Annotated in this window: 14 protein-coding genes; 7 read left to right on the top strand and 7 right to left on the bottom strand. The window is 71.9% G+C overall.

Annotated features, from left to right (window positions below; translation table 11 throughout):
* Nucleotides 1-99: 99 nt before the first annotated feature.
* From C3486_RS11140 to C3486_RS11150, 3 genes are all read right to left on the bottom strand, one after another.
* On the bottom strand, nucleotides 100-876 hold the full coding sequence (locus C3486_RS11140; protein WP_258052707.1) for an IclR family transcriptional regulator: 777 nt from the start codon (nucleotides 874-876) through the stop codon (nucleotides 100-102).
* A gap of 364 nt (nucleotides 877-1240) precedes the next feature.
* A complete protein-coding gene (locus C3486_RS11145; protein ID WP_103832467.1) occupies nucleotides 1241-1462 on the bottom strand; it encodes a DUF5326 family protein in 222 nt (73 codons plus the stop codon).
* A gap of 189 nt (nucleotides 1463-1651) precedes the next feature.
* A complete protein-coding gene (locus C3486_RS11150) occupies nucleotides 1652-1969 on the bottom strand; it encodes a cupin domain-containing protein (protein ID WP_103832468.1) in 318 nt (105 codons plus the stop codon).
* A gap of 48 nt (nucleotides 1970-2017) precedes the next feature.
* On the opposite strand from C3486_RS11150, the gene C3486_RS11155 reads away from it, so the two are divergent.
* The 5 genes from C3486_RS11155 to C3486_RS11175 all read left to right on the top strand — a co-directional run bounded on the left by C3486_RS11155 (nucleotide 2018) and on the right by C3486_RS11175 (nucleotide 5905).
* Nucleotides 2018-2395: a phage holin family protein gene (locus C3486_RS11155; RefSeq protein ID WP_103832469.1), complete on the top strand. Its 378-nt coding sequence runs from the start codon at nucleotides 2018-2020 to the stop codon at nucleotides 2393-2395.
* 115 nt (nucleotides 2396-2510) lie between these two features.
* Entirely contained in the window at nucleotides 2511-2996 is a 486-nt protein-coding gene (locus tag C3486_RS11160; protein WP_103832532.1) for a low molecular weight protein-tyrosine-phosphatase, read from the top strand.
* Nucleotides 2993-4120 (top strand): cystathionine gamma-lyase, encoded by a 1128-nt coding sequence (locus tag C3486_RS11165; protein ID WP_103832470.1) that lies wholly within the window; start codon nucleotides 2993-2995, stop codon nucleotides 4118-4120. Before C3486_RS11160 ends, C3486_RS11165 begins: the two co-directional genes overlap by 4 nt.
* Nucleotides 4121-4398: 278 nt before the next feature.
* A complete protein-coding gene (locus C3486_RS11170) occupies nucleotides 4399-5295 on the top strand; it encodes a LysR family transcriptional regulator (protein WP_103832471.1) in 897 nt (298 codons plus the stop codon).
* 130 nt (nucleotides 5296-5425) lie between these two features.
* Nucleotides 5426-5905, top strand: coding sequence for an NUDIX domain-containing protein (locus tag C3486_RS11175; protein ID WP_103832472.1), 480 nt, complete (start codon nucleotides 5426-5428; stop codon nucleotides 5903-5905).
* Nucleotides 5906-6003: 98 nt separating this feature from the next.
* Here the strand turns inward: C3486_RS11175 and C3486_RS38755 are convergent, their stop codons facing one another.
* The 3 genes from C3486_RS38755 to C3486_RS11190 all read right to left on the bottom strand — a co-directional run bounded on the left by C3486_RS38755 (nucleotide 6004) and on the right by C3486_RS11190 (nucleotide 9677).
* The gene (locus C3486_RS38755) at nucleotides 6004-7215 is read right to left on the bottom strand and encodes a pyridoxamine 5'-phosphate oxidase family protein (protein WP_374936851.1); all 1212 of its coding nucleotides are present in this window, start codon (nucleotides 7213-7215) and stop codon (nucleotides 6004-6006) included.
* Between the two features lie 3 nt (nucleotides 7216-7218).
* Entirely contained in the window at nucleotides 7219-8661 is a 1443-nt protein-coding gene (locus C3486_RS11185) for a globin domain-containing protein (protein WP_103832473.1), read from the bottom strand.
* Nucleotides 8662-9041: 380 nt separating this feature from the next.
* Complete coding sequence (locus C3486_RS11190) at nucleotides 9042-9677, bottom strand: HAD family phosphatase (RefSeq protein WP_103832474.1); 636 nt, start codon at nucleotides 9675-9677, stop codon at nucleotides 9042-9044.
* A gap of 210 nt (nucleotides 9678-9887) precedes the next feature.
* On the opposite strand from C3486_RS11190, the gene C3486_RS11195 reads away from it, so the two are divergent.
* The gene (locus tag C3486_RS11195; RefSeq protein ID WP_103832475.1) at nucleotides 9888-10454 is read left to right on the top strand and encodes a DUF2269 domain-containing protein; all 567 of its coding nucleotides are present in this window, start codon (nucleotides 9888-9890) and stop codon (nucleotides 10452-10454) included.
* Between the two features lie 65 nt (nucleotides 10455-10519).
* A complete protein-coding gene (locus C3486_RS11200) occupies nucleotides 10520-10972 on the top strand; it encodes a GNAT family N-acetyltransferase (protein ID WP_103832534.1) in 453 nt (150 codons plus the stop codon).
* Here the strand turns inward: C3486_RS11200 and C3486_RS11205 are convergent.
* The gene (locus tag C3486_RS11205; protein ID WP_103832476.1) at nucleotides 10956-11858 is read right to left on the bottom strand and encodes a TetR/AcrR family transcriptional regulator; all 903 of its coding nucleotides are present in this window, start codon (nucleotides 11856-11858) and stop codon (nucleotides 10956-10958) included. The two genes, C3486_RS11200 and C3486_RS11205, sit on opposite strands and share 17 nt — an antisense overlap.
* Between the last annotated feature and the right edge of the window lie 531 nt (nucleotides 11859-12389).

Here is a 12389-nt window from a genome sequence, read left to right on the forward strand (position 1 = left end):
CTGCCCCGCACTACTTGATCGAAGTGGCCGGTAATGACCCGCCGACCGCTATTGACGCCATCGTCGGCCAGTTGCCGACAGATCACAAGGAGTAATTTTTCAGATACTGATAGAGAAGGCCAGCGTCATAAGGGTCGACTCTGCCATCCTCTGTACCTTTTCGGTTACGGACGGCAGTCGATCCGCCTCACCTGCGGGGAGAGAAATCGCCACCGTGGCCGCAGCCGAACCGACGTGAATGGGAATTGCCGCGCACACCGTGCCGACGGCATATTCCTCCCGTTCGACAGCGAGTTGGTACTTACGCACCGTATCCAAACGGTGCAGGAGATCATCTTCACTCCGCACGGAATGCGGCGTGAGCGACTGGACTTGGTGCCGGGCCAGATGATCTTTCCGCGCCTCCTCGTCGAGTTGGGCCAGCAGGCACTGGCCTATCGCGTGGGCGTGAGCGGTCGTACGGAAGTCCGCCCACTCCTCCACCGGCGGCCGGGCGGGATCGTCGCTCACCGCCACCACCTCCACCTCGCCCTCGCGGTACACCGCGAAGTAGACCGCGGCGCCCACTTCCCGGCCCATCTCCGAGAGCGCCTCGGCGATCCGTGCGTGCCGGCGGCGGTGCGCCCCGGCCCTGGTGATCAGGTCGACGGCCGCGCCGAGCACGAACACCCCGTTCTCACGCTGGAGATAGCCCTCGTGGGTGAGCGTGCGCAGCAGGTGGTACGTGGTCGGAAGGGGGTAACCGGCCTCCCTGGCCAGCTGCTTGGCGGGCGCGCCGTGCGGATGCCCGGCCACCGCCTCCAGGAGGCGGAGCGCCCGCTGCACGGAGCCGATCAGCGTCGGGGGAGCGGTGGCTGTGTCGTTCGGCGTGGCCAAGACATACCCCCAGGACAGTTCGCCGGGGCCGGGACCCCGGGCCCGGGCCCCGCGCCCGTGCCGCGAGCGCTTCCCGGAAGCCCGTCCGTACCGTCCGGCCCGGCCGGCCATTCCGTACCGCCGGCATCCGGGAGGTGCCCCGCGTCCGCACTCTAACGTGAGCCTCCGGGCGGCAGGTCGATTAGCTTGCGAATTACCTCAGGCGGCGCATTTCCTGGCTGACCCGGAAGCCCGTTGGGCGCGAGCGCCCCAAACACCAGTTCGCAAATGGCAGCGAAAAGGCGTCCCGTTTCCCCGGAGGGAGAACGGGACGCCCGGTGATGCGGATACGGTGCCGGCGCTCAGCGTCCGCCGCGCGCGGAACTCACCACTCGCCACGTGACGACGAGGACGATCCGGTGAACTTGCGCACCAGGTAGACGACTCCGGCGATCAGCGCCGCGGCCAGCAGGATCTTGAAGAGCAGGCCGATGAGGAAGCCCACCACACTGCCGATCAGCCCGCCGAAGACGACGATCAGGATGACGGGCACCGCGACCCACTTCACCCACCACGGAAGTCCCGCGAATATCTCCTTCACGGCCATTGCTCTGCCCCGCTTTCTGCGTGTCCGCCCGGTCCGCCCGGTATCTGGCCGGTCCCGCCCTGCACCATCGATGCTAGGGCGGCGCCCGGTCCCGCGGGGGCCCCGCAGCCCCGGCCGTCCCCTGAACCGTCCCCTACGGGACACGGAACGTCCGCCTCGGCTTCCAGGGGGAGGACGCCCGCAGCGGGCTCAGCCCTCCGGCGGCGAGAAGATCACCATGACCCGCAGGTCCTCGGTGATGTGGTGGAACTTGTGCGGCACGCCGGCCGGTACGTACACCACGCTCCCCCGGGCGACCTGCGTCGTCTCCACCCCCACGGTGATCGACGCGCGCCCGCTCACCACGAGGTATATCTCGTCCTGGTGATGCGGCGCCTGCGGATCACTGCTGCCGGCGTCCAGCGCGTAGAGCCCGGCCGACATGTTGCGCTCCCGCAGGAACTGCAGGTACGCGCCGTCGTTCGCGGCCCGTTCCGCCTCCAGCTCCTCCAGTCTGAACGCCTTCATCACCCGCGTACCCCTCGTTCGATCCGTCGTGTCTGCGACGATCCCACCATGAAGAATTTCCTCGTCAAGACGATCGCCAACGCCGCGGCCCTCGCGGTGGCCATCTGGCTGCTCAGCGACATCACGCTGACCGGGTCCAGCACCGGCAACAAGGTGTGGACGCTGATCCTGGTCGCGCTGATCTTCGGCGTGGTCAACGTCGTGGTGAAGCCCGTGGTGAAGCTGCTGTCGTTCCCGCTCTTCATCCTCACGCTGGGACTGATCACCTTGGTGATCAACGCCCTGATGCTGCTGCTGACCTCCTGGCTCGCCGGCAAGCTCGACCTGGCCTTCCACGTCGACGGCTTCTGGACCGCGGTACTGGGCGGCCTGATCGTCTCGGTCGTCTCCTGGGCGCTGCACGTGATCCTGCCGGACGAGGACTGAGCCCGGCGCCCCCGCCCCGACCGACCCGTACCTCCGTCTCCCGGGACCGCCCTTGACCTCCGTCACGCCCTTCCGCGTCTGCTTCGTCTGTACCGGCAACATCTGCCGCTCCCCGATGGCCGAGGCCGTCTTCAGAGCGCGCGTCGAAGAGGCCGGCCTCGCCGAACGGGTCGTCGTCGACAGCGCCGGCACCGGCGGCTGGCACGAGGGCGACGACGCCGACCCGCGCACCCTGGCCGTCCTGCGGGAGGCGGGGTACGCGCTCACGCACACCGCACGGCAGTTCGATCCCGAGTGGTTCGCGCGGCTGGACCTGATCATCGCGCTGGACTCCGGGCACCTGCGTGACCTGCGTGCGATGGCGCCGACGGAGGCAGCGGCGGCCAAGGTCCGGCTGCTGCGCGCCTGCACCCTCCCGGAGCCGGTGACGCACGCCAGGCCCATCCCGGACCTGGACGTTCCCGACCCGTACTACGGCGGCATGGCAGGCTTCGAGGACTGCCTGGCCATGGTGGAAGCCGCGAGCGAGGACCTGCTCACGGTCGTGCGCGGCGAACTGGCCGGGCGGGACCCGGACCACGAGAAGGCGGAGAGCGCATGACAGGAGACAGCACCCGGGCCGTACGCGCCGGCCTCCCCGACCCGGCGGCGTACCGGCCGGCCCTCCCCGGACCGGTCTTCGCGGCCCACTACCACCTGCCGGGCGACGCGACCGGGCCCTACACCTACGGCCGCGACTCCAACCCGACGTGGACCCTCCTCGAAGAGGCGATCAGTGAGCTGGAGTCGCCCGGCGAGCCGGCCCACACCGCGGTCTTCGCCTCCGGCATGGCCGCGATCTCCGCCGTCCTCCTCGCCCGGGTACGCACCGGCGACGTCGTCGTGCTGCCGGACGACTGCTACCAGCTCATGCCCGCCGTACGGGAGCGGCTGGAGGGGTACGGCGTCGAGGTCCGCACCGCGCCCACCGCCGGTGACGCGCAGCTCGACGTGCTGGACGGCGCCACGCTGCTGTGGCTCGAGACGCCGTCCAACCCGGGGCTGGACGTCTGCGACATCCGCCGGCTCGCCGCGGCCGCGCACGCCCAGGGCACCCTCGTCGCCGTCGACAACACCCTCGCCACGCCGCTCGGCCAGCGCCCGCTCGACCTCGGCGCCGACTTCTCCGTCGCCAGCGGGACGAAGGCGCTGACCGGCCACGGCGACGTGCTGCTGGGCTACGTGACCACCCGCGACCCGGCGCTCGCCGACTCCGTGCGGCACTGGCGCAAGACCGTCGGCGCGATCCCCGGCCCGATGGAGAGCTGGCTCGCACACCGGTCGCTGGCCACGCTCGCGCTGCGCGTCGAGCGGCAGGCGGCGGGCGCGCTCGCGCTGGCCGAGGCGCTGCGCGACCGCCCCGAGATCACCGGGCTGCGCCACCCGGGACTGCCCACCGACCCCTCGTACAAGGGCGCGGTGGCCCAGATGCGGCCCGGCCGCTTCGGCTGCGTCGTCTCCTTCGTCCTGCCGGACAAGGCGCACGCGGAGCGGTTTCTGGCCGGGCTGACGCTGGTGGACGACGCGACGAGCTTCGGCGGCGTACGGTCCACGGCCGAGCGCCGCGGACGGTGGGGCGGCGACGCCGTGCCGGAGGGCTTCATCCGCTTCTCCGTCGGCGTCGAGGACCCCGACGACCTGGTCGCCGACGTGCTGCGGGCGCTGGACCGGGCCGCCGGGAACTGACCCTGGCGGCACAGGACTGAGCTGCGCAGCACTCGGGTACTCGGGCCGGGCCCCGGCAGCGCGCCGGGTCCCGGCGCCGAGCGGATCCGGCCGTACGCACAGCAGACGGTCCGAGCCTCCCCCCTCTTGGCTCGGACCGCCGTCGGTTCAATGCGCAACGAACCGCACAATCAAGGCTAGTTGACTCAGCGTCAGTGTCCAATCACGCTAGCGACACAGTCCTATCGACAAATTTATAGTTGGCACGCGAGCAGGCTTCCCAGGCGAAGGGAGTATGGATGGATCTGGCGCTCTTGCGCACCTTCGTCACCGTGCACCGGGCCGGCTCCTTCACGCGTGCCGCCGCTCTCCTCGGTCTCTCCCAGCCCGCGGTGACCAGTCAGATACGGACACTGGAGCGCCAACTCGGCCGCCCCCTGTTCCTCCGCCGGCCACGCGGGGTCACCCCCACCACCGTCGGCGACGAGCTCGCGCACAAGATCGCCCCGCACCTCGACGCGCTCACGGAGATCACCGAGGCCGGGCTGGACGAGGAATCCCTCACCCGCACCCTCCATCTGGCCGGGCCGCCGGAATTCACCGCCGAACGCGCGTTACCGGCCCTCGCCCCGCTCATCGACCGCGGCCTCGCCGTCCGCACCTCCTTCGGCTCCGCCGAGGAACTGCTCGCCGGGCTCGCCGCCGGCCACCACGATCTCGCCGTCACCACCGCCCGGCCGCGCGGCGGACTGCTCACCGCGACCCCCCTGTGCGACGAGGAACACGTCCTGGTCGCCTCGCCCCGATGGGCCTCCCGGCTCGGGGGCCCCGCCGTCATCCAGGACCGCGGCTTCAAGGCGCTCGACACCGCCCCCGTGGTCGAGGTCCACGAGAGCCTGCCCCTGGTCACCCGTTACTGGTCCGCCGTCTTCGACACCCGGCCGCCCTCGCCCGCCGCCGTGATAGCCGCCGACCTCCGTGCGGTGCTGGCCTGTGCGGCGGCCGGCGCCGGACTCGCCGTCGTACCGCGCTACCTCGCGGCGCCCGCGCTGGACCGCGGCGAGGTCGTCCCGCTGCTGGACCCGCCGGTGCCACCGCTGCGCACATACTTCCTGGTCGTCCGCACCGGGACGCTGGCACTGCCGCACATCGCGCGTGCGCACGAGTGGCTGCTGCAGGCGGCGACGTCGTGGTGAACGGCGCGGAGGGGCTCGTTCCGACGCTCACCGGCGCGGATTCCGCGCTGCTCCGGCCCGCTCGGGCCAGAAGTCATGCGTCCCTCAAGACTCGGGTTTCACCAGCCGTCGAAAGCGGCATCTGTCCCCTATGACCGTACGGCCAGTCGTCAAACGCACCGCCCGCGCGATCCTGCTCGACGGTGACGACCTCATCCTGATCAAGCGCACCAAGCCGGGACGGGCCCCGTACTGGATCACGCCGGGCGGCGGTGTGGAGCCGGAGGACGCCACCGTCATCGACGCCCTCCACCGGGAGGTGGACGAGGAGCTGGGCGCCAAGGTCAAGGACGTCGTGCCGGCCTTCGTCGACACGGTCGAGCACCTCACGGACGGCGGCGTGGACGGCGTGAAGGTGCAGCACTTCTTCGTCTGCCGGCTGGACTCCATGGACCTGAGCCGGCGGCACGGCCCCGAGGTGGAGGATCCGTGCGGCGAGTACGAGATCGTGCGGGTGCCGTTCACCCGCGTCGGCATCGCCTCCGTCGAGGTCGTCCCGCTCTCGCTGCGCCATTACCTGGACGGCAACATCGAGGGCATCCGGGCGCTGCACGCGCCGGACCTGGGCTGACCGGCCGGCCGACCGGTCGGCCGTTTCACGTGAAACATGTCCCGTTTCTCGCGTTTCCCGATGTTTCACGTGAAACAACGGGGTGCTGACTACTCGACTCAGCCGAACCAGCCGCGGAAGTCTCCCGAGTCGGCCGCCGCCCGCTGCTGTACGAGCGCCAGGACCCGCTCGGCCTCCTCCTGGAAGGACGAGGGCTGAGCGGCGCGGGTGTGCACGGGTTCCTCGGCGGGCTCGTCCGCTGGTACCGGCGCGGGCGGGGCCGGACGCCGCGGAACGGGCTGGTCCTCGCGCCGCCGGTACGGCGCCCGGTCGGCAGCCTCGGCCGCAGCGCCGAAGAAGTCGCCGCCCTTGCGCTTGGCGTCGTCCGTCCCCCAGGCACGCTCGCCGGGCTCCTGGCGCGGCACCTTCTGCAGGTGGGGGATGTGCTTGGCGCAGTGGATGTACGCCTCCTCGACCTCGACCGCCACCCACAGCTGGGCGCGCCGGCCGGGTATCGGGTCGACCGGCAGGTCGGGGTGGCGGACCCGCATCTCCTCGTCCGGGACGACCCACGCCCGCCCGTTGACGTGCAGGCCGATCCGGTCGCGGAGGAAGTCGATGAAGAGGATGCCCAGCCGCGGGTTCTCGGAGAGGTTGCCGAGGGAGGCCATGACGCCGTTGCCGCGGTACTCGGGGTAGGCCAGGGTGCGCTCGTCCAGCACCCGCACGAACCCGGGCGGGCCGGCGCGGAAGGACGAGTCGCACTCGCCGTGCCGGTCGGCGGTGGCCAGGAAGAACATCTCCTGACGGCCGACGAACTCCCGCATGCGGGAGTTGAGGTGGTCCAGCACCTGGTCGCGGTAGAAGCGGTCGGCCCGGTCGGTCGTGCCCAGCTGCCGCTGCACGCCGTGCTCGCCGTCGCTGCCGGGCCGCTCGGCCGGCTCCTCCTCGGCCCAGCTGGGCACCCGCGCGACGGGCTGCTCGTAGCCGTACTGCCCCGGGCCCGGCTGCGCGTTCCCGTACCGGTCGCGGCCGGGCTGCTCGTACCCGTACCGGTCCGGGCCCGGCTGCTCGAACGCGTACGCGTCCTGAGCGGGCCGCCCGTCGTAGGAGTACTCGTCCTGGGTCCGGCCGCGGACGGTGATCTGGTCCGGGTAACCGTCCCGGTACTCGCCTCCGTGGCCGTCCACGTACGGACCTGCGGGGTCCTCCCCGTACCGGTCCGCGTGGCCGCCCCGGAACTCGTCCGGCCTGCGGGCCGGCCGCCCGGCGGGGCTGCCGCCCGCGTACTCGCCCCGGTCCGTCCAGCGGCCGCTGTCGTCGTTGCTCAAGAACTACTCCCCCGCCGCGGCGAGCTCTTCAACGGCGTCGTGCCGGATGCGGTCGGAGGGGACGCCGACGCCGACCAGCGCGTCCACACCGCTGCGGATCATGCCGGGCGGGCCCGACACGTACGCGTCGTACTCGCCCCACGGCCCGTACTCCCGAACCGCGTCCGGCAGCCGCCCGCTGATGCTGTTGGGCACGCCGCCCGCCGGCCCGCCGGAGACCACCGGGCGCACGGACAGCCACGGATGGGCGTGCTCCAGCCGCAGCATGGTGTCGATGTCGTACAGATCATGATCACTGCGAGCACCGTAGAACACCTCCACCGGGCGCCGCCGCCCGTGCTCGGCGACGTCCTCGATCAGCGCCTTGATGGGCGCTATGCCGGTGCCGCCGCCCAGACACAAAAGGCCGTTGTCGGTGGTGTGGTCGACGGTCATCGAGCCTGCCGGGGGACCGAGCCGGATCACGTCGCCGGGCCGCGCCCGGTGCACCAGCGCGCCGGAGACCCAGCCCGCCGGCACCGCCTTGACGTGGAAGGAGAGCAGCCCGTCCGAGCGGGGCGCCGCCGCGAAGGAGTAGTGCCGCCAGACCCGCGGCCACCAGGGCGTCTCCACCCCGGTGTACTGCCCCGCGAGGAACGGGTACGGCTGGTCGGGCCGCACGGTCACGATCGCGACGTCGGAGGTGCGCATCTCGTGCGCGACCACCTCGGCGTCCCACCAGGCGGGCGAGGTGGCCTCGGCCTCGGCGGCGGCGTCGATCATGATCTGCGAGATCCGGGTGTACGCGCGGATCCAGGCGCCTTCGGCCTGGTCGTCCCAGCTGACCGTGGCGTACCGGACGAGCGCGCCGAGCAGGCACTCGCCGACCGCCGGATAGTGCTCGGGCCGCGTGCCGTACTTGCGGTGGCCGCGGCCCAGGTGCGCCAGGAAGTCGGTGAGCGACCCCTCGTCGTCGACCCGCTGGACCGCGGTCAGCAGCGCCCTGAACAGCCGGTCGCGCTGCTCGCCCATCGAGACCGGGAAGAGCTGCCGCAGCTCGGGGTAGCGCACGAAGAGCAGGGCGTAGAAGTACGAGGTGACTTCGTCCGCGACCGGTTCGATCTCCGCCATCGTGCGCCGGATCAGCAGCGCGTCGGCGGACGCCTCGGGGGCCACGGGACGTGGCGCGCGCAGCGACGCCTCCAGCGCGGATTCCGGGGCGGGCACGGCCTCCGCCGGGACCGCCCGGCGGGGCGGCAGCGTGGTGGTGCCGTGGGCGCCGGGCGCCTGGGCGGGCGCGGGGCCGTCGGCAGCGGCGGCTGCCGGTGTCTCCGTGCCCGGAGGCTGCTCCTCCGGGGCCTCTGTGCGCCTCTCCGGTGACTTGGCGGGAGAGGGGGTGAACCAACCCCAGGCGCCACTGTCACCGTCGGCGCCGTTACCGGCCGACTCGGTGGTCGGAGCGTCCATGGTCTGCCTCGCCTCGAACGGTCGGGAAACGTCTTCGCATTCTTGATCGGTAACCGCTGGCCGGGCAACACCCATGAAAACGGGGCAGCTCCGGCCGGTCTGACATCCCACGCAGTTCCGTCTCCGCACGCCTCCGCAGCATGTCAGGCCGCACCCGCACGGACCGGTGGACAGCCCGAAGTCCCGGTGGTGCAAGGGTCGTTGCCGTAGGCTGGCGGGCTCCGGACGTGCGTCGGGGGACCCCTCACGACGCGTGCGCCCACTGAACCGGATCCGACCATACCGGCACCGGTCGAATACACAAGCCCCGCTTCCCGGCGCCGCACCGACACCCCGGTGAACCCCCGGTGAGCTCCGGGTGACGCGGCCGCCGGCCCGCCCTACGCCGTGCCCCCGAGCGTCAGCGCGTACGCCTCACGGAGGTCCCGCCCGCCGTACGCGAACGTCGCGAGGCTGCTCACGTGGTGGTCGGCGTTCACGGCGACAGACGCCGGAACGGCCGCGAACAGGTCCACGTCGGAGCGGGAGTCCCCGTACGCCACACAGTCGGCCCGGCTCAGCCCGAACGACGCGCAGAGCTCGTCGGCGATCCGCACCTTCGCGCCGGCGGACAGGATGCCGGCCGGGTCCACCCGGTCCCGGAACGGCAGCTCCGGCCAGCGCGAGCCGTACGTGGCGTCCGCGCCCCAGTCCAGCAGCCGCTCCACGAAGAACGACGGCGACAGGGAGATCACAGCGCAGCGTTCCCCGCGCTCGCGGATGTCCGCCCACACCTCCCGGATGCCGGCCAGCCAGGGCGCCGCCTCGAACGCGGCCTCGACATCGGCGTGGGTCAGCTCGGTCCACAGGTCGCAGGCCAGCTGGGCGAAGCGCGGCGGCGTCAGCTCGCCGGCCGCGAAGGCACGCTCCAGCTCGCGGGTCTCCCGTTCCAGCCCGAGCTGCCGGGCGATCTCCACCGCGGCGGCTGAGCGGTGGAGCAGCGTCCCGTCCAGGTCGAACAGATGCAGCTTGGCCATGAGGGCGAGGGTAGGCCGCCGGGCTCAGGACGGCCGGGCCGGGTGGGCGAGAGGCCGGGCCGCGGGCGTACCGGGGAGGGGAGCGGGCGCGCCGTACGCCTGGCCGTGGGCGGGCCGGGCGGGGCCGGGTACGCCGTACTCGTCCGCGCGTACGGGCGGATACTCCCGCCGTCAGACGCGCGGCGGGGCGGCGGGCGGGACGGTGGTGGCATGCGGCAGCTCAGCCGGCCCGTACGCCGGGCCTTCCTCGTCGTCCACGTCGTCGTCTCCGTCGGCTGGCTCGGGCTCACGCTCGGGCTCCTGGCCCTCGGTATCGCGGCGGCGACCGCTGCCGACGGGCCCGGTGCCGCCGGTGGCGCCGTGGACCTCGCCGGGGCCGCCTACCGCGCGATGAAGGTCTTCATCGACTGGCTGATCGTCCCGCTCGCGCTGCTCACCCTGGTGTCCGGCCTCGTGCTGTCGCTCGGCACGCCCTGGGGCCTGGCCCGGCACCGCTGGGTGGTCACCAAGTTCTGGCTGACCCTGGGCGCGGTGGCCGCCACCGTCTTCGCGCTGCGTACGCAGATCAACACCGCGTCGGCCGCGGTGACAGCGGGCCGCGCGGTGCCGCCCGAGACCGACCTCGTCGCGGCGCCGGCCGTCGCGCTCTCCCTCTACGTCTTCCTGACCGCCATCTCGGTGCTCAAGCCCTGGGGCCCGACGGCACGCGGCCGCCGCCTGCGTCAGCTGCGCGGGCGGCCGCCGGGAAGGACGGGCCGGACGGCCGTGGGGCGGTGAAGAGCGCCGTGAGACAGGCGTCAGGCCCTGGGAACGGGAGCCACGCTCGGCATATGGTCGCGCGCATGAGCGAATTCAAGATCCGCCGCGCGACCGAGGCGGACATCCCCGCCATCGTGGCACTGCTGGCCGACGACGCCCTGGGCGCCACCCGTGAGTCCCCCGGCGACCTGGCCCCGTACCGCACGGCGTTCAAACGGCTGGCCGACGACCCGAACCAGCACCTCGTGGTCGCCGAGCGCGGCGGCCGCGTCGTGGGCACCCTCCAGCTCACCGTCATTCCCGGGCTCTCCCGGCGCGGCGCCACCCGGTCCGTCGTCGAAGGGGTGCGCATCCACTCCGAGGAACGGGGGAGCGGGCTGGGCACGCGGCTCATGGACTGGGCGGTGGAGGAGTCCCGCGCGCTCGGCGTCCAGCTGATCCAGCTGACCTCCGACGCGACCCGCGTGGACGCGCACCGCTTCTACGAGCGCATCGGCTTCGAGGCCTCCCACCTGGGCTTCAAGCGCCAGCTGTGACCTCCCCGGGGGCCTGTGTACCGAGGCTGACGGCCGGCTCCACGGCCGCATCCACGGCCGGGAGGCCCTCAGCGCCGTCGTCGTCACCCGAACGCGCCCTGGACCTGGTCCGGTGCGCCTTCTGCCGGCAGGCCCCACCGCAATAGCGGGCGGGCCGGCCGGTGTGCGCTGTTTGCACTGGTACGCCGCATTCTTCGCACAGGGTTTCGTTACTTCCGGCCGCTTCGAACGGCAGTTTCGTTACGTCCCGGCCCGCGCGCAGCGCATCGCACATCAGCGCCGTCATACGGCCCGCCGGGCCGTCCACCGGCTCCGTACCAGCGGCGGATTCCTGCCCGCCGCCCGATTCCCCCGCGAATTCGGGGCCCTCACCCGACCGGCGTACTTCCATGGCCATACAGCCGGTCAACAGCACGCGTACGTCGGCGAGTACGACGTCCTTGCGCACCGCCCCGGCCCGCTGCGCCCGGTGCAGCAATACCTCCAGCGCCGACCAGAATTCCCGCTCCAGCCCCGGCGCGACCGGCCGCGCACGGGTCATCGCCGCACCGTCCAGCGCGGCGCACATCGCCTTGTTCTGCGCGGCGATCCTGACCACGGAAGCAATGAAGCGGAAAAAGACCTCACCGGGGTCCGGCACATCGGCCAAGTCCCGTGCCGTGTCGGTGAACAGCCGCAACCGGTCCGCGACCGTCGCCTTGAACAGCGCGTCCTTCGACGGGAAATGACGGTAAACGGTGCCGGCCCCGACCCCCGCGCGCCGAGCGATCTCGCCAAGCGGAACGTCCAACCCGCGTTCCTCAAAGGCAGTTCGGGCCGCCTGCAGCACCAGCGCCTTATTGCGCCGCGCATCGGCACGCAACGCCGAGGTGCCTTTCTCCGGCATTCTCCGGCCTCCTCGAAAACGGCTGCACCACTGTCTCGGAAACCGTGCTGATAAACGGGCCGGACGTTCCGATTCTAAGGTGCCCAAAACCACGAACAGCGGCCTTGCTCCCGGCGCGCCGCCGCCGACTCCGCGAAACGCGCCGGAAGGAGACCGGCAGTACCCGCCCGCCGGGCCGATCACATAAGCGGGTTGATGCTTCCGTTTACGAAACGGCGTTTGGACTGCCCCCGGGCGTCCGCCGCGGCCGGCGACGGAAGGGGACGCGGACTGCCCCCCCGCTGGAGTACGAGCTGGGCGCCGCTCTCACGGAGCCGCCTGCGCCGGAGCCCGGAGCGCCCGACCCGTTGCCGGAACGCCCGGCCCGTTACCGCACCCCTGCATCAGAGGGCTCCAACTACCCCTAAAAATAGGGGCGTTGAGGGCTGATCGTTCCGCTTTCAGATGAATCAATGCCGAACATTTCCGCGCTGGTGCCCGCCGCACACGCGACTCACACCCCCTCAGCCCTCCCTCAGCCCCTCCTCAGGC

The organism is Streptomyces sp. Ru73 (genome assembly GCF_002920575.1).
Taxonomy (GTDB): Bacteria; Actinomycetota; Actinomycetes; order Streptomycetales; family Streptomycetaceae; genus Streptomyces.

Bases quoted from the DNA above. Each gene is read 5' to 3' on its own strand.
- C3486_RS11145 (WP_103832467.1), bottom strand. From the start codon at position 1,462: ATGGCCGTGAAGGAGATATTCGCGGGACTTCCGTGGTGGGTGAAGTGG.
- C3486_RS11150 (WP_103832468.1), bottom strand. From the start codon at position 1,969: ATGAAGGCGTTCAGACTGGAGGAGCTGGAGGCGGAACGGGCCGCGAAC.
- C3486_RS11155 (WP_103832469.1), top strand. From the start codon at position 2,018: ATGAAGAATTTCCTCGTCAAGACGATCGCCAACGCCGCGGCCCTCGCG.
- C3486_RS11160 (WP_103832532.1), top strand. From the start codon at position 2,511: ATGGCCGAGGCCGTCTTCAGAGCGCGCGTCGAAGAGGCCGGCCTCGCC.
- C3486_RS11165 (WP_103832470.1), top strand. From the start codon at position 2,993: ATGACAGGAGACAGCACCCGGGCCGTACGCGCCGGCCTCCCCGACCCG.
- C3486_RS11170 (WP_103832471.1), top strand. From the start codon at position 4,399: ATGGATCTGGCGCTCTTGCGCACCTTCGTCACCGTGCACCGGGCCGGC.
- C3486_RS11175 (WP_103832472.1), top strand. From the start codon at position 5,426: ATGACCGTACGGCCAGTCGTCAAACGCACCGCCCGCGCGATCCTGCTC.
- C3486_RS11185 (WP_103832473.1), bottom strand. From the start codon at position 8,661: ATGGACGCTCCGACCACCGAGTCGGCCGGTAACGGCGCCGACGGTGAC.
- C3486_RS11190 (WP_103832474.1), bottom strand. From the start codon at position 9,677: ATGGCCAAGCTGCATCTGTTCGACCTGGACGGGACGCTGCTCCACCGC.
- C3486_RS11195 (WP_103832475.1), top strand. From the start codon at position 9,888: ATGCGGCAGCTCAGCCGGCCCGTACGCCGGGCCTTCCTCGTCGTCCAC.
- C3486_RS11200 (WP_103832534.1), top strand. From the start codon at position 10,520: ATGAGCGAATTCAAGATCCGCCGCGCGACCGAGGCGGACATCCCCGCC.
- C3486_RS11205 (WP_103832476.1), bottom strand. From the start codon at position 11,858: ATGCCGGAGAAAGGCACCTCGGCGTTGCGTGCCGATGCGCGGCGCAAT.